The sequence below is a fragment of the Microbispora bryophytorum genome, assembly GCF_043197435.1.
Taxonomy (GTDB): domain Bacteria; phylum Actinomycetota; class Actinomycetes; order Streptosporangiales; family Streptosporangiaceae; genus Microbispora; species Microbispora bryophytorum.
Genome location: NZ_JBICTF010000008.1, coordinates 265,102 through 289,101 on the forward strand (window position 1 = coordinate 265,102; position 24,000 = coordinate 289,101).

The window sequence follows — 24,000 nt, forward strand, 5'->3', positions numbered from 1 at the left end:
CTACTAGGCCGGCTGATCCGCCCTACTAGGACACGGAGTGGGCATTCGGGCACGATCTGCCTCGGTGATCTGGTGGAATGCTGTGTTGTGAGTGGTCAGAACTACCGGCTGGTGCGTCGCGGGGGCGTGGGGCATCGCGCGGCTCCCGTGCTGGACGAACATCAGCGTGCCGTCGTCGAGCACGAGAGCGGGCCCCTGCTCGTGCTCGCCGGGCCGGGCACGGGCAAGACGACCACGATCGTGGAGACCGTCGTCGACCGGGTCGAGCGCCGCGGCGTTGACCCCGAGCGGGTGCTCGTCCTCACCTTCAGCCGCAAGGCGGCCGGTGAGCTGCGCGAGCGGATCACCGCCCGGATGCGCAGGACCACCAGGACTCCGCTGGCGCTCACCTTCCACAGCTACGCGTACGCGCTGCTGCGCCGTGAGGCGGTGCTGGCCGGTGAGCCGCCGCCGCGCCTGCTCACCGGTCCCGAGCAGCTGCTGGAGGTCCGGCGGCTGTTGCACGGCGAGCTGGAGGACGGCGCGCGGCACTGGCCTCCGGACATGCGCGAGCTGCTCAAGACCCGGGGGTTCGCTGAAGAGCTGCGCGACTTCCTGTCGCGTGCGGCCGAGCGCGGCCTGTACGGCGACGCGCTGGTGCAGCTGGGCCGCGAGCACGGCAGGCCCGACTGGGAGGCCGCAGGGCTGTTCTCCTACCGCTACCAGGACCGGTTCGACCTCGATCCGGTGCCCGCGCTGGACTACTCGGAGCTGATCCGCGAGGCGGCCGGCCTGCTGGCCGACGGCGAGGTGCGGCGGCGTGAGCGGGACGCCTACGACCTGGTGCTCGTCGACGAATACCAGGACACCGACCCGGCGCAGGAGTTCCTGCTCCGGCAGCTCGCCGGAGACGGCCGCGACCTGATCGCCGTCGGCGACCCCGACCAGTCCATCTACGGCTTCCGCGGCGCCGACGTGCAGGGCATCCTGCGGTTCCCCGAGCGGTTCCCGACCCGGGACGGGCGGGACGCCCCGGTGGTCGCGCTGCGGGTGTGCCGCCGCAGCGGGCCGGCCCTGCTGGAGGCCTCCCGGCGCGTCGCCTACCGCCTGCCGGCCGTGCCGGGCCCGGTAAGCAGGCACGAGTACAGGCACGACAACAGGCACGACAACAGGACCGGCGGCCACCGCGACCTGATCCCGGTCGGGGAGGCCGATCCCGGCGAGGTGAAGGTCCTGCTGGCCGACAGCGCCACCCAGGAGGCCGCGGTGGTGGCCGACACGCTGCGCCGGGCGCACCTGCTCGACGGGGTGCCGTGGTCGCGCATGGCGGTGCTGGTGCGCAGCGCCGTCCGGCACGTGCCGCTGCTGCGGCGGGCGCTGGTCACCGCGGGGGTCCCCGTCGTGGTCGCGGGCGACGAGCTCCCGCTGGTGCAGGAGCCCGGCGTCCGGCCGCTGATCACGCTGCTGCGGATCGCGGCCACGGCCGCCACGCTCGACGTGGCGACCGCCGAGGAGCTGCTGACCGGGCCGCTCGGCGGCACCGACATGATCGGCGTGCGCCGGCTGCGCCGCGCCCTGCGGATCGCCGAGCACGAGGCGGTCGCCGCTGAGGCCGCCGCCGCGGAGGAGGCCGGCCGGCCGGCGCTGCCCTTCACCCCGCGCTCGTCGGACGAGCTGCTGGTCGCGGCGCTGCGCGACGCCCGGGAGCTGGGCGGCGTCGAGCCGCATGTCGCGGCGTCGGCCGAACGCCTCGCGCGGCTCATCGCGACCGCCAGCGAGGCCGTACGGCACGGCCAGGGCGCCGAGGAGACGCTGTGGGAGATCTGGCAGGCCAGCGGGCTCGCGGAGCGCTGGACGGAGGCCAGCCTCGCGGGCGGGGCCCGGGGTGCCCAGGCCGACCGCGACCTCGACGCCGTCGTCGCCCTGTTCGACCACGTGGCCCGCTTCACCGATCGGCTGCCCAAGGCCGGGGTCGCGGTGTTCCTCGACGACCTGACCTCCCAGGAGATCGCCGGCGACTCGCTGGCCGAGTCCGCCCCCGAGGGCGACGCCGTACGGATCCTGACCGCGCACCGGTCCAAGGGCCTGGAATGGGACGTGGTGGTGGTCGCCGGCGTTCAGGAGGGCCTGTGGCCCGACCTGCGCCTGCGCGGCTCGCTCCTCGGCACCGAGGCGCTGGTGGACCTGGCGGGCGGAGTGGAGTTCGCGGGCGGCTCGGCGCTGGACACCACGCAGGCCGCGACGGCCGCGCTGGCGTCCAAGCTCCTCGCCGAGGAGCGGCGGTTGTTCTACGTCGCGGCCACCCGCGCCCGCAGGAAGCTCGTCGTCACCGCCGTCGGCGGCGAGGACACCGACGAGCGGCCCTCCCGGTTCCTCACCGAGCTGCTGCCCGGCGGCGTGGGGGCGGCGACCGTGGACGACCGGGCGCGGTGGCTCAGCATGTCCGCGCTGGTCGCGGACCTGCGCGCGGCCGTGTGCGACACGAGCAGGCCCGAGGCGCTGCGCCGCGAGGCCGCCGCGCACCTCGCCAGGCTGGCCCGGGCCGGGGTGCCCGGCGCCAACCCCGGAGAGTGGTACGCGCTGACCCCGATCTCCGACGACCGGCCGCTCGGCTGGCCCGACGACATCGTGCAGATCTCGCCGTCGTCGGTGGAGAGTTTCACCAAATGCGGGCTGCGCTGGATGCTGGAGAACGCGGTCGGGGCCGGGACGTCGAACGTCACCCAGAGCCTCGGCACGGTCGTCCACGCGATCGCCGCGATGGCGACCGAGGACGGCACCGACTACGTCGAGCGGCTCGACGACATCTGGGACCAGTTCGACTTCGGCGGCCTGTGGTTCAACCGCAAGCAGCGCCGCGTCGCCGAGCAGATGGTCGACAAGTTCGTCCGCTGGCAGAAGGACAAACCGCGTGACCTGGTCGCGGTGGAGGAGGCGTTCACCGTACGGGTGCCGGGGCACGACATCCAGATCACCGGCCGGGTGGACCGGGTCGAGCGGGACGAGGCGGGCCGGGCCGTGATCATCGACATCAAGACCGGCAGCGGCAGGCCCAAGGACACCGAGATCGACCGGCATCCACAGCTCGGGGTGTACCAGCTCGCCACGACGCTCGGGGCGTTCGAGCGGCACGGCCTCATCCAACCGGGCGGTGCGTCCCTGCTGCACCTGGGTAAGGCGGCGGGCCAGTCGGCCGACGCCAGGGAGCAGGCGCAGCGGGCGCTCGGCGACGATTCCGAGCCCGACTGGGCGGAGGATCTGGTCAAGACGGTGGCGACCGGCATGTCCGCGGGCGTGTTCGTCGCCACGGTCAACGACGGCTGCCGCACCTGTGCCGCCAAGATCGCCTGCCCGGTGAACGACAACGGAGGACAGGTGTGCTGACGCCGGATGAGCTGGCGGGCCGGCTCGGGATCCTTCCGCCCACCCCCGAGCAGGCGGCCGTCATCGAGGCGCCGCTGGAGCCGATGGTGGTGGTGGCGGGGGCCGGATCCGGCAAGAGCGAGACGATGGCCGGGCGGGTGGTCTGGCTGGTCGCCAACGGCCTGGCCAGGCCCGAGCAGATCCTCGGCCTCACCTTCACCCGCAAGGCCGCCGCCGAGCTGGCCGAGCGGGTGCGCCGCCGGCTGGCCGGGTTGGCGGAGGCCGGGCTGGTCGAGCCGGAGCTGCTCGACTCGGAGCCGACGGTCTCCACCTATCACGCCTACGCCGCGCGGCTGGTGACCGACCACGCGCTGCGCGAGGGGCTGGAGCCCACCATGCGGCTGGTCACGCCCGCCGTCGCCTGGCAGATGGCGGCCCGGGTGGTCGGCCAGTACGACGGGCCGATGGACCGGGTGGACCTGTCCCCGCCCAGCGTCACCGCCGCCGTGCTGGACCTGGCCGGGGAGCTGGCCGAGCACCTGCGCGAGCCGGCGGACGTCCGCGAGGTCGGCGACTGGCTGCGCGAGCGCCTGGCCTCGCTCACCGGGCGCATCGTCAAGGACCAACGAAAGCCGGTGGAGACCCAGGCCATCCGTGAGCAACTGCTGCCGATGGTCGAGGCGTACGAACGGCTCAAGCGCGGCCGGGAGGTCATCGACTACGGCGACCAGATGGCGCTGGCCGCGCGGATCGCCTCGCGGCATCCGGAGGTCGGCGCGTCCGAGCGGGCCCGGTTCTCGGTCGTGCTGCTCGACGAGTATCAGGACACCAGCCACGCCCAGCTCGTGCTGCTGCGTTCGCTGTACGGCGGGGGCCACCCGGTCACCGCGGTCGGCGACCCCTGCCAGTCGATCTACGGCTGGCGCGGCGCGTCGGCGGGCAACCTGTCCCGGTTCCCGGGCGACTTCCCGGCGGCGTCCGCAGACCCCGCGCAGGTGCGGCGGCTGTCGGTCAGCTTCCGCAACGGCGAGCACGTGCTCGCCGTCGCGGCCCGGATCCAGGTGCCCCTGCGCCGGGAGGCCCGTGAGGTGCCGGTGCTGGTGCCGGGTGGCAACCGGGCGGGCCGGGGGCGGGTGCTGTGCGCCTTCCACGAGACGGCCGAGGACGAGGCGGAGTGGATCGCCGAGGGCCTGGCCGGAATGCTGCACGGCGAGGACGCCCCGGACGGCCTGCCCTGGGGCGAGGGCGAGCGGACCAAGCGCGGCCCCGCCCTGCAGCCGCAGGACGTCGCGATCCTCGCCCGCAAGCGGTCGCAGTTCCCGGCCCTGCGCCGGGCCCTGGAGGCCCGGGGGGTCCCCGTGGAGGTCGTGGGCCTCGGCGGGCTGCTCACCGTGCCCGAGGTGGCCGACATCGTGGCGACCCTGCGGGCCCTGTACGACCCGACCGCGGGGGACGCGCTGGTCCGGCTGCTCGCCGGGCCGCGCCGGCGGATCGGCCCCGCCGACCTGAAGGTGCTCGGCGACCTGGCCCGGGAGCTCAACAAGGAGATCAGGGCGGCCAGGGGAGGTTCGCGCCCGGAGGACCCGCTCGACCAGGTCGTCGCCGATCTCGCCGAGGAGCGCGGCAGCCTGATCGACGCGCTCGACGAGCTACCCGACCGGCCCGACTGGCTGGAGCGGTTCTCCCCGCTCGCGCGGCTGCGGCTGCCCGCCGCCGCCCGCGAGCTGCGCCAGCTGCGCGCCCACGCCGGGCAGCCGCTGCCCGACCTGATCAGCGAGATCGAACGCCGGCTCGGCCTCGACGTGGAGGTCGCCGCCAGGGGAGGCAGCCCGCTGGCCGCCCGAGCCGACCTCGACGCCTTCCTCGACGCCGCCTCCCGGTTCGCCGGAGACTCGGAGGATCCGACGCTCGGCGCGTTCCTGGCGTACCTGAAGGCGGCGGAGAGCGAGGAGTTCGGGCTGGAGGCCGGGCGGGTCGGCGACAGCAACACCGTCAAGCTGATGACCGTCCACGCGTCCAAGGGACTGGAGTGGCCGGTCGTGGTGGTGCCGGGCCTGTCGCAGCTCACCTCCCAGAAGGGCGGGCTGATCATAGGCAGCATGTTCCCCGCGACTCCGGTCACCAACTCGCGGTGGACGGAGAACCCGCGCAAGCTGCCGTACCCGCTGCGGGGGGACAGCGCGGACCTGCCCGAGCTGGCCGGGCTGGACCGGGAGGCGCTGGGCGCCTTCGACGAGCGCTGCCGCGACCGCGACCTGACGGAGGAGCGGCGGCTGGCGTACGTCGCCGTCACGAGGGCGCACTACCTGCTGATCGCCTCCGGCTACCGCTGGGGCACCTCGTCCCGGCCGCTGGAGCCGTCGGAATTCCTGCGGGAGATCCGCGAGGCGGGCGCCCGGGTCGTGCGGTGGGCCGAGGATCCGGACAGCTCGGACAATCCGCTGCTCGCCGAGCCGCCGGTGGCCGACTGGCCGTCCGTCACGGTGAACGACGCGATCCTCGACGGCGCCCGCCTCGTCGAGGAGGCGATGATGGGCGACGCCCCGCCCGCGGCGGCCGGCGACCACGCGCTTGTCCGGGACTGGGAGCTGGAGCGGATGCGGGCCTGGGCGCGCGACACGGACCTGCTGCTGCGCGAGCGGGAGACGAACCGCCGGCGGGCCGGGGCGGTCGTGGAGCTGCCGTCGCGGCTGTCGGTGTCGTCACTGGTCACGCTGGCACAGGACCCCGCGGCGTTCGCTCGGCAGGTGCGCCGGCCGGTGCCGCGCAGGCCCGCGCCGCTGGCCCGAAGGGGCACCACCTTCCACCGCTGGCTGGAGTCGCGCTGGGGCCAGCAGCGCCTGATCGACGACCTGGAGCTGCCCGGCGCCGCCGACGAGCTGTCGGAGACGGAGGTCCAGCTCGCCGAGTTGCAGGAGCGGTTCGAGGAGAGCGAGTGGGCCGGGCGTGAGCCGGTCGACCTGGAGATCCCGTTCGAGACCATGATCGGCGACCGCCTGCTGCGCGGCCGGATGGACGCGGTCTTCCGCGAGGGCGACGGCTACGTGGTGATCGACTGGAAGACCGGTGAACGGCCGCAGGGCAGGGCCGCCGAGACCGCGTCGGTGCAGCTCGCGGCCTACCGGGTGGCCTGGGCCGCACTGGCCGGGGTGCCGCTGGAGAGGGTCGGCGCGGCCTTCCACTACGTTCGCTCGAACGAGACCGTCCGCCCCGTGGACCTCCTCGACGCGGATGGCCTCACCGCGTTCATTCAGCGGGTTCCGGAGGACTGACCACCTGGTCGAAGAGCACGCTCGTCTCGATCTTGATCCCGAATGGTTCGGGTAGTTCCAGGAACTCGCCCTCTTCGGCGGTGACGATCTGCCGGTACGCCTGCCGGTGGTAGTCGAAGGGCTCCAGGTCGGCGAGGGGATCGCTCATCAGCGTCACTCTGCGCGGAGACGCCACGGGGTCCACGATCAGATAGAGCGGTACGCCCGCCCGCGCGTAGTCGAGCGGCTTCTCCCGCCAGTCGACCTTGTACGTCCCGGGCGAGCACACCTCAACCACGAGCAGGGCGCAGCGCCCGCGCATGCGCATGTCGTCGAACTGCTCGACCTCGTCGGGGGCGACCAGGAGATCGGGCAGTCGAAGATCCTGATACGGCGGGATGTGCACCCCCCAGGTCTGGTGGAACCGCCAGCCGTTCGCCAGTTTCAGCGGGATCAGCAGATTGGAGAGCCTGTCGACGATGTATGTGCTCTCCCTTCCCGCGGGCGGCGTCACGACGACCTGCCCGAGACGAATTTCCGCCCGATAACCGGAGGCGTTGAGTTGCACGCACAGGTGCAGCACCTCGTCAGAAAGCTCCTGGGGCTCTTCGGGCTTTCCCGCCTCTGGGGGCTCGTGCTCGTCGGAGACGAGATCGCCGGGGACGGGGTCGTCCTGCGTGCGCTGGACAGGGCGATCGTGCCTGCCGCGTTTGGTCGGCTTCGTGAGGGCCATGGCGCCATCCTCTCCTGCTCCTCCATGTGATGGTACGGAAGGTTTCCGGGTCGCCACGGAAAGTAACAGGGGAGTGAGGGGAGGGAAATTCGTCGAAAGAGAGAACGAGGTGAAGGAAAGCCCTACCAGGTGAAGGAAAACCGGCTCCATAAATCAGTCATGGGCGACGTACCCGCCGCAAATGTCCTGCTGTGGTATCTGACTTTTCCCGAGAGGGCGATTGTTTCTTTCGCCGACGCGCCGGTCCATGATCGGCTATTAATGGCCTATGTCGGTTGTGCGAATGACGATGGCGGCGTTCTGCGTCGCGGCGGTGACGGGGTGTTCGGCGTCGGCGGCGGTGAATCCCCCGGAACCGCCGGATCTCACGCTCCCTCTCGACGCCTACAGTCTCGGGGTGAAGGATCGCGCCCAGGTGATACGCGCCCGGTTCATGCTGATGGAGGAATGCATGCGCCATGTGGGGCTCGATTTCCGGTTTCCCGCCGTCGAACCGGTGACCGACCTGCGTAATGTCGATCTCCTCGGATGGCTCGACCCCGGCCAAGCCGCCGAATCCGGATATCTGGGGAAGGGGCGGAACCCGGATGAGATGACCGGCATTCCGTCGTACTCCGTCACCGACGACGAGTTCTATGTGCTGTACGGGAAGGTCCGGCGGTACCACGGGCGTACGGTGCCGCCCGGAGGCTGTATGGCCAAGGCGGACGCCCTGCTGAACCGGGGAGCGGGGGGCGTGACCCCGGCCGATGCCGGCAAGAGGTTCGACGACGACGAGGTCCCGCGTTACGTCGACAGCGCGGCCGACCTCGCCGTGAAGGACCCGCGGATCGCGGCGGCCGAGCGCGAGTGGAGCGACTGCATGCGGTCGGAGGGCTTCGACTACCGGAGCACCGTCCACGCCGTCGGCGACCGGCGCTGGGCGGCGACCGTCAACGACGACTCGATCGGCCACACCCCCAAGCCGCGCGGCACGCGGGCCGAGATCGACACCGCGGTCGCGGACGCGGGATGCCGGGAGGAGACCGGCTACTCCGACGTACGTCGCAAGGTGTACGTCGAGGCCGAGAACCGGATCATCGGCCAGAACCGGGCCCGGCTCGACGTCATCAGGTCGCTTAACCAGGCCCGCCTCGCCAACTCCGCCAAGGTCCTCGACGGCAGACTCACGCTGTCCTGGTAGCCCGTCACCCCAGGTAGTGGAACGCGGGCTTCGGGTGCATGAGGAAGTCGTGGTGCGAGATGTTCCAGGCGTACGCGCCGGCCATGGCGAAGGCAACGACGTCGCCGACGGCGAGTGAGGCGGTGACGCGGCGGGCGAAGACGTCCTTGGGCGTGCAGAGCCGCCCCACCAGGGTCACCGGCCCGTCCTCTCCCTCCCCGCGCCCCGGCAGCACGGCGAACGGCTGGTCGTGTCCCTTCGTCACCGGGGTCCGCAGGTGGTGGGTGCCGCCGGACAGGACGGCGAAGCGCTCCCCGTGGACGCGCTTCACGTCGAGCACGGTGGTGAGATACCACCCGCAGTAGGCCGTCAGGGCGCGTCCCGGCTCCACGCGCAGCGTCTCGCCCGGCCGGGCCAGCGCCCGCAGGCCCGCGCCGTACGCCGCCCAGTCGAACCGTTCGTCCGGGCGGGTGTAGGAGACGGCCATGCCGCCGCCCAGGTTGAACTCGCGCAGCCCGAGGCTCCTGCCGTAGGCAAGGACGGCCTCGGCGAGCGTGAGCAGATCGGGGGCGGCCAGGCCGCTCGCGAGGTGCGCGTGGACGCCGCGCAGCCGCACCGGTGAGGACCCGAGCAGGGCCAGGCACTGGGCGACCCCGCCGGGGTCCATGCCGAACGGCGTGGCGCCGCCGCCCATCGCGAGGGCCGCGCCGGTGACGTTCACGTCGAGGTTGACCCGCAGCAGCACGTCCGCGGCTTCGCGCATCCGCCGCAACTCGGCCGGGCTCTCGACATGCCAGCGGTGTGCCGAGGGGGCGAGGGCCAGCTCCGCCTCGGTCTTCCCCGGCCCGCCGAAGCTCAGCGCGACCTCCGGCAGCACCGCCCTGACGTGGGCGAACTCGCCGCCGGAGGAGACCTCGAAGCCGTCCACGTGCGGCGCGAGCGCCCGCAGCACCTCCGGGTCGGGGTTGGCCTTGACGGCATAGCAGATCTCCGTCCCCGCCAGGGCGGCCCGTACGGCGGCCGCGTGGCGGTCGAGCCCGGCGAGGTCGTAGACGTAGGCGGGGACGTCGTCCAGAGACTCGGCGACCTTCCGGACACCCGCCGGGACCTCGATGCTCATCGGTGCTCTCCTTCCGCGAACCCGAGCGGGTTCGGGACGGGGACGTATCCGGCGGCCCGGTCGGCGGCCTTCGCCCAGCGCACGCCCAGGTTGGCCTTGGCCGGCAGCGGCGCCCCGGCCAGCAGCCGCGTCAGTGGCTCGGCGGTGCCGACGGTGTGGTCCGCGACGTAGCGCTCCAGGGACTCCCGGGCGACCGCCCACAACGCGCGCAGGACGCCCCCGGCTGGGCCGGCCACGGTCGCGGCCACCTCCGCCAGATGGTTGACGAACAGGCAGTAGGCGACCCGGTTCCAGCCCCGCGCGGCGTCGTACGAAAGAGGGGCCGCCACCTCGACCGGCACGCCGGCCAGGTCGTGCCGGCCGGAGACCAGCTTGGTGCCCTCCAGGTCGCGGAAGACCGCCTCGACCGGCCACCCGGCGGCGTCGAACCCGACGAGCACGTTCTGCACGTGCGCTTCGAGCACGACCCCGTGCCGGAAGAAGGCGTCGAGCACTGGGAACGCCACGCGCTCGACGTACGCCCCCCACCACGCCACGGGGTCGGCCGCCCGGCGGGCCAGGACGGCCTCGGGAACCCCCTGCGAGCCGGCGGCGAGGGCGCCGGCGAGAACCGGCGTGGTCCCCGGTCCGCACACCGCCCACGGGCCGGTACGGACGATCACCCCGAGCCCTTCCAGCAGCCGGGTGCCGAGCGCGGCCGAGCGGTAGCCGGGCTCCGGCAGCCACCGCGTGCCGGGGAAGCGGCGGGCCAGCAGCTCGAAGACGGGAGCGAGCCGCCGGGTCAGCTCGACCGCGCCGGACAGCTCGTACCACGCGTTCTTGCGCACGCAGTTGGTGATCCGCACGTTCAGGCTGAACTTCAGGCACATGCCGGTGCCGGGGTCGTAGACGGTCCGGACCGAGGACGTGGGCACGACCGCGCGAGGGCCGGTCCCGAGGTCGGCCAGCCGCCCGTCCGCGAGCGGCCCGCGCAGGTCGGCGGCCAGTAGGTCGAGCTGCCAGGGATGGGCGGGCAGCGGGACGTATCCCGGAGGCGCGTCCCCGAACGCGTCGAGCGCCGTCGTGTCGCCCTCCTGGGCCACCAGGTCGGCGCGCACCCCGAGCAGGCGCGGCGCGAACCGCGCGTGCGCCTCCGGCGCGTAGTCCAGCCAGCCGTCGCCCGAGCGTGCCTTGGGAGCGGGGTGGAACGGGTGCCCGGCCACGAGGGCCTGCTCGGAGGCGAGCCATGGATCGGCGGGTGGTACGGCTCGCGCGCGGGCGGCCAGGATCGCCGCGACCGCCTCCTGCCCGGCCCGCACCTGGGCGGCGAACTCCTCGTTGCCGCCGTCCAGCTCCCGCTCCACCAGTGCGACGAGCGAAGGCAGTCCGAGGGTCCGCCACCGCCCGTCCATCAGATGCTCGGGCGGGCCGTCGAAGCGCAGCGCGATGCCGCCGCTGACGCGGACGCGCACCGGCGTCCCGGCCACGCGGAGCGTCAGGTGCGGCCCGGCGGCGTGCACGTGCCCACGGGGACCGCCGACCTCGCGCAGCCAGCAGCGCAACAGCGCTCCGAGCGCCGCCTCCTCGGCCGGGGCCGCGTGCCGGTCAGGGGCGTGCGAGTCGAGGAGCAGACGGTCCATGGCTCAGGCACCCCTCAGGTAGTTGGGGCCGGTCGTGCCGTAGAATTTGTTGACGTCCCGGGCCCCGGTGCGGTCCTTGGCCACGAGCGTCCCGGCCACGACCATCGACTTGCCGGTGAGACGGGCGGCCTCCAGCGTGCGGGCCCGCAGCAGCCGGGCCATCGGGTCGTCCCCGTACGGTTCGAGCGCGGCCGTCAGAGCCCGTCCGACGAGCGTGGCGGCGGTGCCGGGCAGCGCGCCGTGGGCCACGGCCATGGCGGCCAGATGCAGGGTGATCGTCACGAAGACGTCGGCGAGCGCGTAGGGGTCGTCGGTCAGCATGCGCTCGTCGCCGAAGCCGGGCGTCTCGATCCCCGCCGCGTGCAGCCGCCGGGGCGAGGCCAGCAGCCCGTCGTTGTCCTTGACCAGCAGCCGCATTGGCCCGTCGCCGAACACCAGCGCGAGGTTCTGCTGGTGGGCCTCCAGCGCGACGCCGTACCGGACGAACAGCGTGACGTTCCACGCGAGCAGCGCCGAGAGGTAGTCGCGCAGCAACGCCTCCGCGTCGCCGCCGTGGTGGCGGTCGGCCACCTCGTGCAGGACGAGCCGTCCGCCGGAGCCCCCCTCCGGCGGCGGGGCGAGCGGCGCGAGCAGGGCGGCGACCGGCACGATCTCCCCTTCGGGCAGGTCGCGGACGAGCCAGCCCAGGTACTCGTGCTCCGCGTGCCCGAAGGTCTGCTCGTCGGCGAGGCGGACGCGCAGGCCGGGCTCGCGCGCCAGGATCTCGCGCAGCAGCGACTCGGCCAGCGCTCCGTCCCGCAACGTGCCCGGTTTGATCGACCGGCGGTTGCGCAGGCCCAGTGTGCTGACCGGGAGCGGCACCTTGAGATGGACGCGTTCGCGGACCTCCACCGTCCGGGTCGACAGGGTCGGCCGCACGGTCGCGTACGGCTGCGGACCCGCGACCAGCCCGGGCAGCCCGGCCACCTGCGGCTCCGTGAGCGGGTGGACGGGGAAGAGCACGTGGGTGCGGGCGAGACCGGGCGGCAGCCCGACGTCGCCGGGCGCGGGCCACCACCCCGGGAGATCAGGACGGGAGAGCGTCACCCGCTCGCGCGGCGCCGCGGCCCACCGCATGCGGAACTCGGGGGCGAACTCCGGGGCGTAGGCCGCCAGATCGGCGGGGGAGACCCCGAGGCGGCACCTGGCCGTCGGATAGAGCGGATGGTCCACCGCGGCCGCCAGCGACTCGTAGCGGATCAGGCCGTGGCGCCCGCGGAGCCGCCGCGCCACCTCGCCGCGCATCCGGTGGTGGGCCTCCAGGGCCGCGAGCGTCTCGTGGCACTCCCGCTCGAAGGCGGCGACCCCCTCGGCGTCGGCGGGGTGGGCGACGGCCTCCAGCGTCTCCAGCACCTCCGCCAGGCGCGGACGCTCGTGCGGGGCCGTGGCGAAGTCCTGGAACGGGTGGCCCGCGGCGAGCCCGACCCGCCGCCCCGAGGCGAGGACGATCGCGACCCCGTCCTTGTCGTGGGTGACCCTGGCGGAGATCCCGGCGTAGTCCTCCCGCAGCAGGGCGTTCAGCACCCGCGCGGCCAGGTAGTGCTCCCCGCCCGTCGCCCCCCGGTGGTCGCGCGCAGGGATCATGCGAGCACCCAAGGGTGCTCCTTCCTGAAGGTGTCGACCGCGGCGTCGACGACGGCGGCGTCCGGGCCGACGGCGCGGAGCAGGCCGAGATAGTCGCGGTTGGTGCCCGTCACCTCGACATGATCTCCGATCCGGCGCAGTGCCCGGTGCCACAGCCGCACGCCGCCCGCCGGCTCCGCGGGGGACGGGTCCGGTGGGGACAGGTCCGGCGGCGCGGCGGTGACCGTGCCGGACCGCTCGGCGACGAGGCTCACCACGGATCCGTACGCCGCGCGAAGGCCGCCCAGGTCGAACACCGGCACCGGCTCGCCCGCGTGGACGCGCAGGATCCACTGGTGCAGGGGCACACCGAGCAGGTCCGCCAGCAGGAAGTCGCAGTTGTCGCCGATCAGCCGATAGTTGATCTCGATGACGCGGGGACCGTCCGGGGTGACGGCATACTCGGTGTGGCACACCCCGAAGCCGACCCCTGCCGCGTCGAGCGCGGCGCCCAGGTGGGCCAGGTGGTCCGGGTCCGGAGGCCGCCAGTCCAGGCGCTCCTCCACGAAGCGCGGCAGCGGGCCGAGCGTGGTGGCGAACCCGCCGGCGACTTCCCGGGTGGTGCCGTCGCCGAGCGTCTCCAGCGTGCGGACCGGCCCGTCGAGGAACTCCTCCGCGACCAAGACCTCCTCGGGCCGCCGCTCCCTGATCGCCGCGACGGCGGCGGCCAGCGCGTCCTGCCCGTCCACCAGCACGACGTCCTCGCTGGCCACACCCAGCGCGGGCTTGACCACGACCGGGTACGGCAGGCCCTGCGGCACCCCTCCGCCGGGCGGCAGCCGTACGGACCTGACGGGTTCGACGGCGGCGAGGGCGCGGCGGGTGAGCGCCTTGTTCTTGGCGGTGACACAGGCCCGCCAGTCCTTGCCCGGCAGGCCGAAGTACCCGGCGGCGAGCGCGGTGGCGGCCTGGAGGTGGTCGGAGTTGGAGAAGATCACATCGGGCCGGTGGTGGGCGGCCACCGCGTCGATCACCGCCCTGGGGTCATGGACGTCCGCCGCCACGACGTCGTACCCCGGATACCGATCAGGCTGGTCGGTGAGTATCGTCACGTCCCAGCCCAGCGCGGCCGCGGCGGGGAGGAACCCGCCGGTCACCGAGTCGGTCGGGTTGAGCGTGGAGAGGTACAGCCGCACCGGCCCTCCATAGGTAAGGCTAACCTAAGTGAATGCATCCTAGCCGGGGACGTCGACCTTTTGACCAGGACACGGACAAGGGCGGGAAGATTGCCGGGGCGGCGGCAGTGGAAGGATGACGGCGTGGAAATCCCCGAAGGACTGCTCGGCCCCCTGCTCCTGTCGAGGAGCGCCATCGACAGATCGGCGGCCCTGCGCGGCGACGAGGAATGGCTGCGGAAGGCGTGGGAGGCGGAGAAGACGAGAGTCTTCCTCATCCACGACGGCCGCACGCTGGTGCGCCGCTTCACCGACGGCGCGGCCCTGGTGCTCACGTCGCCGGCCGAGGCGCCGGAGGGCACGCGTTACCTGCTGGGCGTGGACGAGGACGGCGTGCCTTACTTCGCGGTCAACGCCCCGCTGCCCGAGCCCCTCCAGGGCGCCGGGGACGCGGTGGGCCTGCGGGAGGCCGCGGTGCTGCTGGACGACCGCGACGCCGGGCTCCTCGTCTACGCGGTGGCCCTGGAGGCGTGGCACGCGAGTCACGCGTACTGCCCGAGGTGCGGCGGCCCCACGGATGTCACCGCGTCGGGGCACACGCGGGTGTGCCCCCGCGACGGCAGTCAGCACTTCCCGCGGGTCGACCCCGCGGTGATCATGCTGGTGCACGACGACGAGGGCCGGATCCTGCTCGCGCGCGGCCCGGAGTGGCCGCCGGGCCGTATGTCGGTGCTCGCCGGGTTCGTCGAGCCGGGGGAGTCGCTGGAGCACGCGGTGGTCCGCGAGGTCCTGGAGGAGGTGGGCGTCGCCGTCGCCGCGCCGCGGTATCTCGGCAGCCAGCCGTGGCCGTTCCCGCGCAGCCTGATGCTCGGCTTCTTCGCCCGCGCCGTCACCACCGACCTGCGTCCCGACCTGGAGGAGATCGCCGAGGCGCGCTGGCTGTCCCGGGAGGAGCTGGAGGCCCAGGTGCGCTCGGGTGACCTGGTGCTGCCCGGCCAGGTCTCGATCGCCCGGCGGCTGATCGAGACCTGGTACGGAGCGCCGATCCCCGACACCGGCTGGTGAGTCAGCAGGCGCCTTCGAGGTGCCGCCTCACCTCGGCGACCGAGGGGTTGGTCATGGTGTGGCAGTCGGCGACCACGGTGGGGACTACCTGGTTGCCGTTGTTCACGCTCGCGACGAAATCCGCGGCGTCCGGGTGGCGCTCGATGTCGACCTCGCTGAAGACGATGCCCTCCCGGGTGAGCTGGCTCTTCAGCCGCTTGCAGGGGCCGCACCAACTCGTGGTGTAAACCGTCAGCGCCATCTGTCGTCCCTTCCGTGCGCATCACTGTTGCCGAGAGCAGTCATGGCAACATCGCGAACGCCCCGCGTGTTCCCGGCTATTCGGCGACGCGCCCCAGCCGGGCGGTGATCCAGGCCTGGACGGTCTCGGTGACTCCCGGCTCCCGGTACAGCGAGGAGCTGTGCTGGGTGCCGGCCATCGTCCTGACGGTCATCCGGACCCCGACGCTCGCCAGCGACTCCGCGAGCATCTCGCTCTGGTACGGCGGGACGAACTCCTCGGAGGAGTGGAGGGCGAGCATCGGCGGATCGCCGGCCGAGGCGTGGAACGGCACCTCCATGCTCGACCAGATGCGCGGGCACTTGGCGGGCGTGCAGCCGCCGGCCAGCTTGATGGCCGCCTTGCGCAGTTTCTGCTGTTCCTTGCTGCCGAACGCGCTGCCGTCCGCGAACGCCGACAGCGGCGAGACGGGCGGGGAGATCCCGACGACGCCGCGCAGCCCCGGCCGGCCGTCGCCGTAGGCGCCGACGGCGGCGGCGAGATGGCCGCCGGCGGAGAACCCGACCAGGACGTAGCGGTTGGGGTCGGTGTGGAAGAACGCCGCGTGCCTGCGCAGGGCGCTGACGGCGGACAGCACGTCGGTGCGCTGCGCCGGCCAGGCCGCATCGCCCGTCAGCCGGTAGTCGAGGTTCACGACGGTGTAGCCGAGCTGGAAGTAGCCGCGGCTGATCGACGTCATGTCCTTCTTGTCGCCCGCCGACCACCAGCCGCCGTGGATGACGAAGACGGCCGGGCGCCGCGGTCCGGCGGTGTGCCACCACACGTCCATGGTCTGGCGCGCGTGCGAGCCGTACGCGTAGGTGCGGATCCGCGCGTCGGACGGCGTGAGGGACGGCGAGGGCGAGGCCGGAGACGACGGCGGGGGCGACGTCCTCGCGGAGGCCGGGGACGAGGCCGAGGGCGCGGCCGAGGGGGCCGCGGACGGCGCAGGAGAAGCGGAGGGGCGGTGGACGGGGGCGCCCGCCGAGACGGCCGCCTGGGCGTCCGGCGGGGCGATCATGAGGGCGGTGAGGGCGGCGGCGCCCATGCCTAAAGCAGTTCGGACCGCGGTGGCCACGGCGTGTTCCTCCCCGATGTCGCGTCGTGCGCCGACCGGTCGCCGGGACACGCCCGGTCGGCTGCTGGAAGGATGATGCCAGTAACAACGTCCGCAACGCATGTTGGGAGCCGTTCCTTGGACGTCCTCGACGGTCTGGATCCCGAGCAGCGCGAGGTCGCCCAGGCGGTGCGCGGACCGGTGTGCGTGCTCGCCGGGGCGGGGACCGGCAAGACCCGCGCCATCACGCACCGCATCGCGTACGCTGTGCAGACCGGGGTGGTCGAGCCGCAGGGTGTGCTCGCCGTGACCTTCACGACCCGCGCGGCGGCCGAGCTGAAGCAGCGGCTGCGCGGTCTCGGGGCGCCCGGCGTGCAGGCCCGCACGTTCCACGCGGCGGCCCTGCGCCAGCTCAGCTACTTCTGGCCGCGAGTGATCGGCGGCGACCCGCCGCAGGTGGTCGAGTCGAAGCTGCCGCTGCTCGTGGAGGCGGCCAGGCGCCTGCGCAGGAACCCCGACCGCGGTGAGCTGCGCGACGTCGCGAGCGAGATCGAGTGGGCGAAGGTCACCCAGATCGGCCCGGAGGACTACCCCGCCGCGGCGGTCAAGGCCCGCCGCACCCCGCCGATCGCGCCCGAGGAGGTGGCGCGGCTGTACGAGGGGTACGAGAGCCTGCGCCGCCAGCGCAACCTGATCGACTTCGAGACGATCCTGGAGCTCACGGCGGCCGTGATGACCGAGCACCAGGAGGTCGCGGGGCAGATCCGCCAGCAGTACCGCTACTTCGTGGTCGACGAGTTCCAGGACGTCAACCCGCTGCAGAAGCTGCTGCTCGACACCTGGCTGGGCGGGCGCGACGACGTGTGCGTGGTGGGCGACCCCAACCAGACCATCTACTCCTTCACCGGCGCGACGCCCCACTACCTGACCAACTTCGCCGTCGAGCATCCCTCGGCGGCCGTGATCCGGCTGGTGCGCGACTACCGCTCGACCCCGCAGGTGGTCACGCTGGCCAACCGCGTCATGGCGCGCTCGCCCCACCGGCTGGAACTGACCGCCCAGCGACCCGACGGACCCGAGCCGGTCTTCACCGAGTACGACGACGAGCAGGCCGAGGCGCTCGGCGTCGCGCTCACGGTCAAGAAGCTCATGGCGGACGGCGTGCCCACCCGCGAGATCGCGGTGCTGTTCCGCATCAACGCCCAGTCGGAGGCGTACGAGCAGGCGTTCACCGACGCCGGCGTGCCCTACCTGCTGCGCGGGGCGGAGCGGTTCTTCGAGCGCCCCGAGGTGCGCCAGGCCGTGGTGCTGCTGCGCGGCGCGGCCCGCTCGTCGGCCGACGAGCCGCTCGCGCCCGCCGTGCACGCGATCCTCTCGGGCATCGGGCTCACCGCCGAGCCGCCCGGAGGCGGCAAGGCCAGGGAGAAGTGGGAGTCGCTCAAGGCGCTCGCCGATCTGGCCGAGGACATGGCGACCGAGGGCGCCGACCTGCCGAGGTTCGTCGGCGAGCTGGAGCGCAGGGCGATGGAGCAGCACGCGCCGCCGGTCGAGGGCGTGACGCTCGCCTCCCTGCACGCCGCCAAGGGCCTGGAATGGGACGCCGTCTTCCTCGTCGGCCTCACCGACGGCATGGTCCCGATCGTCTACGCGGAGACGCCGGACCAGGTCGAGGAGGAGCGGCGGCTGCTGTACGTCGGGATCACCCGGGCCCGCGAGCACCTGCACATGTCGTGGGCGCTCGCACGCTCGCCGGGAGGCCGCCGTGCCCGCAGGCCGTCGCGCTTCCTCGACGGGCTGTCTCCGCGTACGGCGAGCGCGGCCCGGGCCGAGCGGCCGGGAGGCGCGGGCGGGCGGGCGAAGCGGTCGGCGGTGCCGCTGCACTGCCGGATCTGCGGCAAGACGCTCTCGGCCGCGGCCGAGCAGAAGCTGGGCCGCTGCGCGACCTGCCCGGCGGACTACGACGAGGCCCTGCTCGAACGGCTCAAGGCGTGGCGCACGACGGCGGCGAAGGAGGCGAAGGTGCCGGCGTACGTCGTCTTCACGGACGTCACCCTCCAGGCCATCGCCGAGCGGGTGCCCACCTCCGAGGAGGCCCTGCTCGCGATCGCGGGAATCGGACGCGTCAAACTTGAGCGGTACGGCGACGTGGTCATCGAGCTCTGCCGCGGCGCCGATAGTGTTACCGACGAGTAATATCCGCGTGCGCTGGAGGCCCCCGTGAACTCGGCCCTGAAGGAGCTGCTGGACCTGCTCGACCTCGAACCGATCGAGCTCGACATCTTCCGGGGGCGCAGCCCGGAGGAGCGCTTCCAGCGGGTCTTCGGCGGCCAGGTGGCGGCGCAGGCGCTCGTGGCGGCCGGCCGTACGGTGCCGTCCGACCGCATGGTCCACTCGCTGCACGCCTACTTCATCCGGCCGGGGGACCCGGCCGTCCCGATCGTCTACAACGTCGATCGGGTGCGCGACGGGCGGTCGTTCACCACCCGGCGCATCACGGCCATCCAGCACGGCAAGGCGATCTTCTCGATGTCGGCGTCGTTCCACGTCCAGGAGCCGGGGGTGAGCCACCAGGCCGCGCGCATGCCGCGGGTGCCGGACCCCGAGACCCTGCCGACCTTCCAGGAGCGGATGTTCGACGTCGTGGGCGAGGAGCCGGGCTGGCGCGAGCTGCTGGCCAAGCCGCGCCCGGTGGACGCGCGATATGTGAACGCGCTGACGTGGGAGGCCGCCCACGACCCCGCCCTAGTCACCCCCGAGAACAACGTCTGGTTCCGGTACGACGCCGACCTGCCCGACGACCCGCTGCTGCACGTCGTGCTCGCGGCCTACGCCAGCGACTTCACGCTGGTGGACACCGTGCTGCTGGCCCACGGGCTCGCCTGGGGGTCCTCGGCGGTGTCCGGCGCGTCGCTGGACCACGCGATGTGGTTCCACCGGCCCTTCCGGGCCGACGAATGGCTGCTGTACGCCCAGGAGTCGCCCTGGTCGGGGGAGGCGCGCGGGCTGGCCCGCGGGCAGATGTTCACCGCCGCCGGCGAACTCGTCGTTTCCGTGGTCCAGGAGTGCCTCATCCGGGTGTCGCCCGCGTTGCATCCCGATGTCACGAAGTCGTGAAAATCGCAGGTAGAAAATAGGTTGCCCGCCCTGCTGCGGCGGTTTAGGGTCTTGGACAAGTCAGCCGGACGCTCGGGTCCGGCGCGAGCGAATTGAGATGGAGGTGAGTCCAGTGAGGAACATGACGACGTCCCGCACGCTGTGGCTCGCCTCCGCATGCCCGGCCGCCACTGTCACGCCGACGCGGAAACTGCGGCGTGACGAGGCCGCTCCTGCCCAGGCTCTGGTCACCGGAGTCGCGGGCTCGGCCGCCTTCGGCGTGCTCGCCCGTACGGCCCGCCACGGCAACCCCGCTCACCGCCCGGTTTATGTGAACCGGCCGATGAGTGATGAGCAGATCCGCACCGCCGCTCGCGGCGGTGCGCAGGGTCCGCACCACGCCTGGAGAGAACCAGTCATACCCTGACCGGTCTCCACCTCCAGGCCGCGGATCCACACCAGGATCCGCGGCCTTCTTGTTTGTCGGCCACGAATCCACACCCCGCAACGAGGACACCCAGACCAATCCATTCGAAGAGGTGACGCAGATGGCGGCCCCGGTCATGGACCTGATCGAAGCCGAGATCCCCTGCCGTACCGAGCCCGACCTGTGGTTCGCCGAGTCCCCCGAGGACGTGGAGTTCGCCAAGGCGCTCTGCGGCGGCTGCCCGATCCAGAAGGCCTGCCTGGCCCGCGCGCTGGAGCGCGAGGAGCCGTGGGGCGTCTGGGGCGGGGAGCTCATCCTGCGGGGGGTCGTCGTGCCCCGCAAGCGCCCCCGCGGGCGCCCGCGCAAGTCCCCCGTCGCTGCCTGACCAGCAACCACAGCAATTCCGGAAGGAACCGATCCAGATGAGCATCTCCCCGATCACCGCCCTGTATCTGCATCAAGAACTGGCGCATGAGCGAATACGAACCCTCCACCGAGAGGCGGCTGAGGAGCGGCTGGCCGGCCGGATCAGGAGCGTGCAGAGGGCACGCCGGCAGGCCGAGCGCGCGTCCCGGCGGCTGACTTCCGCGCTGGCGCGAATGTGACGCGAGCCTGACGCGCCACCAATGGTGTGATCCGATGACGAAGGCCCGGGCCGGTGAACGGCCCGGGCCTTCGGCCGTTCTCGTGAAGGCCGTTCTCGTGTGGCCGGTCTCGTATGGCTGTGCTCGTAAAAAGGAGATCACCGAACGCACAGAAGATCGCCTGTCGCGGGAGCCGGAGAGGATCACGGGGTATGAGCCGGGCGCCGCCGGGGTTTGCGGGCCACGGGCGGCGCTGAAGCGATGCGCGAGCGGTGGGTGGGACTTGGATGGGCGACCGGGCGTCAGGCGCGCTTGATCTCGTGGCGGCTGTGCGACGGCTCGCCGTCACCGCGCTCGTCATCGGACTGTGGGGTTCGGTCGTGCCGGGGGCCGAGGCCGCGGCGATTCCCGGGGCGTTCCGGGTGGCCCGCCATGGCAGCGGTCATGGCAACGGGCACGGCGGCGGAGCGACCCAGGTCACCGGGGGCACCAACACCTCGAACTCGCCCACGATCAAAAGCCCGCCCAAGCAGATATCGGCGGGCCGGCGCAACGTGAACGCCCCCGCGGCCAACAGCGCCGTCACGTTCGTGGGCGTCCAGCAGGTGTCGAGCGTCAGCGTCTTCACCAACACCCTCAACGGCAACTGCAAGAGAGGGATCAACCGCTGCGTCATCAACCAGAATCTCCGGACGGTCGAGAGCAGGGGCGGCGGCCGGTAGCCCCCGCCGATAGCCCGCCGGCAGCTCGCGGCGGGCCGGCTCAGGTCAGGGCGAGCGCGCTGTCTTCCGACTCGCCCGTCTCGTCGGCGAAGCCGGGAACCCAGCGCACCGCCTCGTCGCGGAAGCGGGCGGTGGCGCCGAGCTGGCACAGCACGCCGACGCCGGCCGCGTGCACGCGGTGGACCAGCACGTACGACGCGGGCAGGTTGAGCTGGCGGACCACGTTGTTCGGCCGCAGATCGGCCACGGTCGCCGCCTGCTCCCGCAGCCACTCCCTGCTGAAGGCGAACTCCTCGACCCGGGTCGGCTCGACGTACGGCGCGAGGAAGGCCCGCAGGGCGTCGACGTCGACCTCGATGTGCGGGCGGATGAACCCCTCCGCGCGCAGCCCGCGCACGACCGCGTCCATGTCGCCCTGGTTGAAGATGCGCGTGAGCCTGCCGAAGGCGACGGGGTAGCCGTCGGGCATGCGGTTGACCGCCCCGAAGTCCAGCACGCCGAGCCGCCCGTCCTCCGTCAGCCAGAAGTTGCCGGGGTGGGGGTCGGCGTGCAGCATCCCGACCCGGGCCGGGGAGCAGAACAGGAAGCGGACGAGCAGCAGGCCGGCGTGGTTGCGCTCCTCCTGCGTGCCGTCGGCGATGATCCTGGAGAGCGGGGTGCCCGTCATCCACTCGGAGACGAGGATCTGCTCGTTGGCCGCGATCACGGCGGGCACGTGGAAGTCCGGGTCGTCGCGGAACTCCTCGGCGAACGCGTGCTGGGCCTCGGCCTCCTTGAGGTAGTCGAGTTCCTCGGACACCCGCTCCTTCAGCTCCGCCAGCACTGACTTGATGTCCAGACCGGGCAGCAGCGCGCCGAAGAGCTTGCCGAGCCGCGCGAGCTGGTTGAAGTCGGAGATCAGGGCCTTGCCCGCCCCCGGATACTGGATCTTCACGGCGACCGGGCGGCCGTCGTGCCACACGGCGCGGTGCACCTGCCCGATGGACGCCGCGGCGCTCGGCCGGTCGTCGAACTCCAGGAAGTTCTCCCGCCAGTCGTCGCCCAGCTGCTCGGTCAGGACCCGGTGGACGGTGGCGGCCGGAAGCGGCGGCGCGGCGTCCTGCAGGCGGGTCAGCGTCGCCCGGTACGGCCCGGCGATCTCGGGCGGCAGCGCGGCTTCGAAGATCGACAGGGCCTGCCCGAGCTTCATGGCCCCGCCCTTGAGCTCGCCGAGCACCTTGAAGACCTGGTCGGCCGTGCGCTGCTGGATCTCCTGGGCGACGAGCTCCGCGGAGGCGCCACCGATTCGCCTGCCCAGTCCGAGCGCGGTGCGGCCGGCGAACCCGAGAGGGAGTGTCGCGAGCTTTGCCGAGCGGGTCACGGCACGGTGGGGAAGGTCACTCACATCACCCATTGTCGGCGATGAAGGGTGCTTTCGACCACAATTTCCGATCGGGTGACCGCTCGGGCTCCGGCGGTGGCGAGCCCTCCGGGGGAATAGGCCGTCTATGAGATTGGTCACACGGCCACCGCTGCGACGGGAGCGTCCGCCGCTGAGAGGCGTGATCGCGAGGCAGGGTCACGCCGCCTGACCGGGAGCGCGCGGCGCGACCGCGGCGCCGATCGGGTCGCTCCGGACGCAGCCGCAGTCGGGATGCGGCGTGCAGGCCCGGTGCCGCCAGCGCCATCCGGGCGACACTTCCAGCAGGCCGTCGGGCACGCGTCCCTCGTCGAGGTAGGCCAGAGCCTGACCGGCCGCCTGCGCGGCGACCAGGCAGGACAGCACCACGTCGCAGGCGATCTCGCCCGCCGGATAACCCCCGAGCCGGGCGCCCACGAGTGGCCAGGAAGGGTCCCGGTCGCGGCGGGTGAGATCGAGGCAGCGCAGGCAGGGGGTGAACCCCGGGACCACGAAGGGCCCCACCGAGCCGTGTCCCTCGAAGGCGCAGACCAGCAGGTGCGCAACGCCCTCGGCGACGATCTCGTGGACCAGCGTTGCGTCGAGGGGGTCGGCGGGCGCGAGGATCACGAGGTCGGGGCGCAGCCCGCCGTCGGACAGGCGGGAGGCGGCCCGTCCGGGCCAGGCGTTGACGGCGGGGAAGATCCGCCGGGCCGCGAGCACGGCGGCCTCCTCGCGGGTCATCCCGGCCTCCGCGCGGCCGAGCCCGCCGGGGGCCACGTCGCCCGCGGTGGCCGTGCCGGGATCGACCACGCAGATGTGGCCCACCCCGGCCGCGGCGAGCAGGGTGACTATCCGGGCGCCGACCCGGCCGGCGCCGTACACGCGGACCCTGGCCGTCCTGCGCGCCGACAGGGCGCCCATGCCGCCGTCGGCGGAGGTCAGCGACAGCCTGTCCAGATCGGGGCGGAGGCGGTCGCGCTCGGCCATCGGCAGATCGGCGAGGGGTTCCGGCCGGACCGCGGCGTCCTCGATGAGGCCGTGCGCGGCGAGCCGGGCGACCACCTCCCGGGCGGAGGCCTCGTCGAGACCGCTGCCGGCCACCGCCTGCCCGAGGGTGCGGGTGCCGTCCAGGCCGTCGATCAGGCGGCGTACGGGCGGCTCGACGCCGGTGAGCACGACGGCCCGCAGCGGATGGACGCCGAACTGCAGCGTGCGGCCGTCTCGTTCGACCCGGCGCAGCACGGGCTTGAGGCGAGGTCTCATAATGGCCAGACCTTGCCATACGCAGGGAATGCCCGGCGTCGGAACCAGCGGGGCTGTGGATAATTACCGGGGTGATCGTGGTCGGTGAATATCCGCAACCCCGTAGTTTTCACGCCCGCAAGGTCACGTTCGCCCGATTGACCAG

At 72.8% G+C, this 24,000-nt stretch carries 18 protein-coding genes; 9 read left to right on the forward strand and 9 right to left on the reverse strand.

Features of this window, described 5'->3' with window-relative positions; all coding sequences use genetic code 11:
* The first annotated feature begins 87 nt into the window (after positions 1-87).
* Together ACGFIB_RS27160 and ACGFIB_RS27165 are read left to right on the forward strand one after the other, a co-directional pair.
* The gene (locus tag ACGFIB_RS27160) at positions 88-3,363 is read left to right on the forward strand and encodes an ATP-dependent helicase (RefSeq protein WP_357264773.1); all 3,276 of its coding nucleotides are present in this window, start codon (positions 88-90) and stop codon (positions 3,361-3,363) included.
* Positions 3,357-6,614: an ATP-dependent helicase gene (locus ACGFIB_RS27165; protein WP_393375948.1), complete on the forward strand. Its 3,258-nt coding sequence runs from the start codon at positions 3,357-3,359 to the stop codon at positions 6,612-6,614. The genes ACGFIB_RS27160 and ACGFIB_RS27165 overlap by 7 nt, the downstream gene beginning before the upstream one ends.
* Here ACGFIB_RS27165 and ACGFIB_RS27170 read toward each other — a convergent pair.
* On the reverse strand, positions 6,589-7,326 hold the full coding sequence (locus ACGFIB_RS27170; protein ID WP_393375951.1) for a Uma2 family endonuclease: 738 nt from the start codon (positions 7,324-7,326) through the stop codon (positions 6,589-6,591). The two genes, ACGFIB_RS27165 and ACGFIB_RS27170, sit on opposite strands and share 26 nt — an antisense overlap.
* Before the next feature lie 268 nt (positions 7,327-7,594).
* Here ACGFIB_RS27170 and ACGFIB_RS27175 point away from each other — a divergent pair, with 268 nt between their 5' ends.
* Positions 7,595-8,509, forward strand: coding sequence for a hypothetical protein (locus ACGFIB_RS27175; protein ID WP_393375954.1), 915 nt, complete (start codon positions 7,595-7,597; stop codon positions 8,507-8,509).
* 4 nt (positions 8,510-8,513) lie between these two features.
* Here ACGFIB_RS27175 and ACGFIB_RS27180 read toward each other — a convergent pair whose 3' ends face one another.
* The 4 genes from ACGFIB_RS27180 to ACGFIB_RS27195 are packed head-to-tail and all read right to left on the reverse strand — an operon-like array spanning position 8,514 to position 14,025.
* On the reverse strand, positions 8,514-9,608 hold the full coding sequence (locus ACGFIB_RS27180; RefSeq protein WP_393375957.1) for a type III PLP-dependent enzyme domain-containing protein: 1,095 nt from the start codon (positions 9,606-9,608) through the stop codon (positions 8,514-8,516).
* Positions 9,605-11,227: an IucA/IucC family protein gene (locus tag ACGFIB_RS27185; RefSeq protein ID WP_393375959.1), complete on the reverse strand. Its 1,623-nt coding sequence runs from the start codon at positions 11,225-11,227 to the stop codon at positions 9,605-9,607. The genes ACGFIB_RS27180 and ACGFIB_RS27185 overlap by 4 nt, the downstream gene beginning before the upstream one ends.
* 3 nt (positions 11,228-11,230) lie before the next feature.
* The gene (locus tag ACGFIB_RS27190; protein WP_357250051.1) at positions 11,231-12,862 is read right to left on the reverse strand and encodes an IucA/IucC family protein; all 1,632 of its coding nucleotides are present in this window, start codon (positions 12,860-12,862) and stop codon (positions 11,231-11,233) included.
* Positions 12,847-14,025, reverse strand: coding sequence for an ATP-grasp domain-containing protein (locus ACGFIB_RS27195; RefSeq protein ID WP_393375962.1), 1,179 nt, complete (start codon positions 14,023-14,025; stop codon positions 12,847-12,849). Before ACGFIB_RS27195 ends, ACGFIB_RS27190 begins: the two co-directional genes overlap by 16 nt.
* A 123-nt stretch (positions 14,026-14,148) precedes the next feature.
* Between ACGFIB_RS27195 and nudC the strand changes: the two genes are divergently transcribed.
* Complete coding sequence (gene nudC, locus ACGFIB_RS27200) at positions 14,149-15,069, forward strand: NAD(+) diphosphatase (protein ID WP_393375964.1); 921 nt, start codon at positions 14,149-14,151, stop codon at positions 15,067-15,069.
* Position 15,070: 1 nt separating this feature from the next.
* On the opposite strand, the gene ACGFIB_RS27205 is transcribed toward nudC, so the two are convergent.
* Positions 15,071-15,310: a mycoredoxin gene (locus ACGFIB_RS27205; protein ID WP_142571384.1), complete on the reverse strand. Its 240-nt coding sequence runs from the start codon at positions 15,308-15,310 to the stop codon at positions 15,071-15,073.
* A 76-nt stretch (positions 15,311-15,386) separates the two neighbouring features.
* Positions 15,387-16,376, reverse strand: coding sequence for an alpha/beta hydrolase (locus tag ACGFIB_RS27210; RefSeq protein WP_393375967.1), 990 nt, complete (start codon positions 16,374-16,376; stop codon positions 15,387-15,389).
* Positions 16,377-16,481: 105 nt separating this feature from the next.
* Here ACGFIB_RS27210 and ACGFIB_RS27215 point away from each other — a divergent pair, with 105 nt between their 5' ends.
* The 5 genes from ACGFIB_RS27215 (at position 16,482) to ACGFIB_RS27235 (ending at position 21,211) form a co-directional block, all read left to right on the forward strand.
* Complete coding sequence (locus tag ACGFIB_RS27215; protein ID WP_357023577.1) at positions 16,482-18,578, forward strand: ATP-dependent DNA helicase UvrD2; 2,097 nt, start codon at positions 16,482-16,484, stop codon at positions 18,576-18,578.
* 24 nt (positions 18,579-18,602) lie between these two features.
* On the forward strand, positions 18,603-19,499 hold the full coding sequence (locus tag ACGFIB_RS27220; protein ID WP_142571386.1) for an acyl-CoA thioesterase: 897 nt from the start codon (positions 18,603-18,605) through the stop codon (positions 19,497-19,499).
* A 121-nt stretch (positions 19,500-19,620) separates the two neighbouring features.
* A complete protein-coding gene (locus tag ACGFIB_RS27225; protein ID WP_142571387.1) occupies positions 19,621-19,905 on the forward strand; it encodes a hypothetical protein in 285 nt (94 codons plus the stop codon).
* A 121-nt stretch (positions 19,906-20,026) separates the two neighbouring features.
* On the forward strand, positions 20,027-20,290 hold the full coding sequence (locus ACGFIB_RS27230) for a WhiB family transcriptional regulator (protein WP_030507395.1): 264 nt from the start codon (positions 20,027-20,029) through the stop codon (positions 20,288-20,290).
* A gap of 528 nt (positions 20,291-20,818) precedes the next feature.
* Positions 20,819-21,211, forward strand: coding sequence for a hypothetical protein (locus tag ACGFIB_RS27235; protein WP_393375970.1), 393 nt, complete (start codon positions 20,819-20,821; stop codon positions 21,209-21,211).
* A gap of 40 nt (positions 21,212-21,251) precedes the next feature.
* Here the strand turns inward: ACGFIB_RS27235 and ACGFIB_RS27240 are convergent, their stop codons facing one another.
* Entirely contained in the window at positions 21,252-22,595 is a 1,344-nt protein-coding gene (locus ACGFIB_RS27240) for an ABC1 kinase family protein (RefSeq protein ID WP_142571389.1), read from the reverse strand.
* Between the two features lie 174 nt (positions 22,596-22,769).
* On the reverse strand, positions 22,770-23,855 hold the full coding sequence (locus ACGFIB_RS27245; RefSeq protein ID WP_393375973.1) for a ThiF family adenylyltransferase: 1,086 nt from the start codon (positions 23,853-23,855) through the stop codon (positions 22,770-22,772).
* Positions 23,856-24,000: the final 145 nt, after the last annotated feature.

Coding starts and splice junctions, on each gene's coding strand:
- ACGFIB_RS27170 (WP_393375951.1), bottom strand. CDS start 7,326: ATGGCCCTCACGAAGCCGACCAAACGCGGCAGGCACGATCGCCCTGTC.
- ACGFIB_RS27175 (WP_393375954.1), top strand. CDS start 7,595: ATGTCGGTTGTGCGAATGACGATGGCGGCGTTCTGCGTCGCGGCGGTG.
- ACGFIB_RS27180 (WP_393375957.1), bottom strand. CDS start 9,608: ATGAGCATCGAGGTCCCGGCGGGTGTCCGGAAGGTCGCCGAGTCTCTG.
- ACGFIB_RS27185 (WP_393375959.1), bottom strand. CDS start 11,227: ATGGACCGTCTGCTCCTCGACTCGCACGCCCCTGACCGGCACGCGGCC.
- ACGFIB_RS27205 (WP_142571384.1), bottom strand. CDS start 15,310: ATGGCGCTGACGGTTTACACCACGAGTTGGTGCGGCCCCTGCAAGCGG.
- ACGFIB_RS27210 (WP_393375967.1), bottom strand. CDS start 16,376: ATGGGCGCCGCCGCCCTCACCGCCCTCATGATCGCCCCGCCGGACGCC.
- ACGFIB_RS27215 (WP_357023577.1), top strand. CDS start 16,482: ATGCCAGTAACAACGTCCGCAACGCATGTTGGGAGCCGTTCCTTGGAC.
- ACGFIB_RS27225 (WP_142571387.1), top strand. CDS start 19,621: ATGACGACGTCCCGCACGCTGTGGCTCGCCTCCGCATGCCCGGCCGCC.
- ACGFIB_RS27230 (WP_030507395.1), top strand. CDS start 20,027: ATGGCGGCCCCGGTCATGGACCTGATCGAAGCCGAGATCCCCTGCCGT.
- ACGFIB_RS27245 (WP_393375973.1), bottom strand. CDS start 23,855: ATGAGACCTCGCCTCAAGCCCGTGCTGCGCCGGGTCGAACGAGACGGC.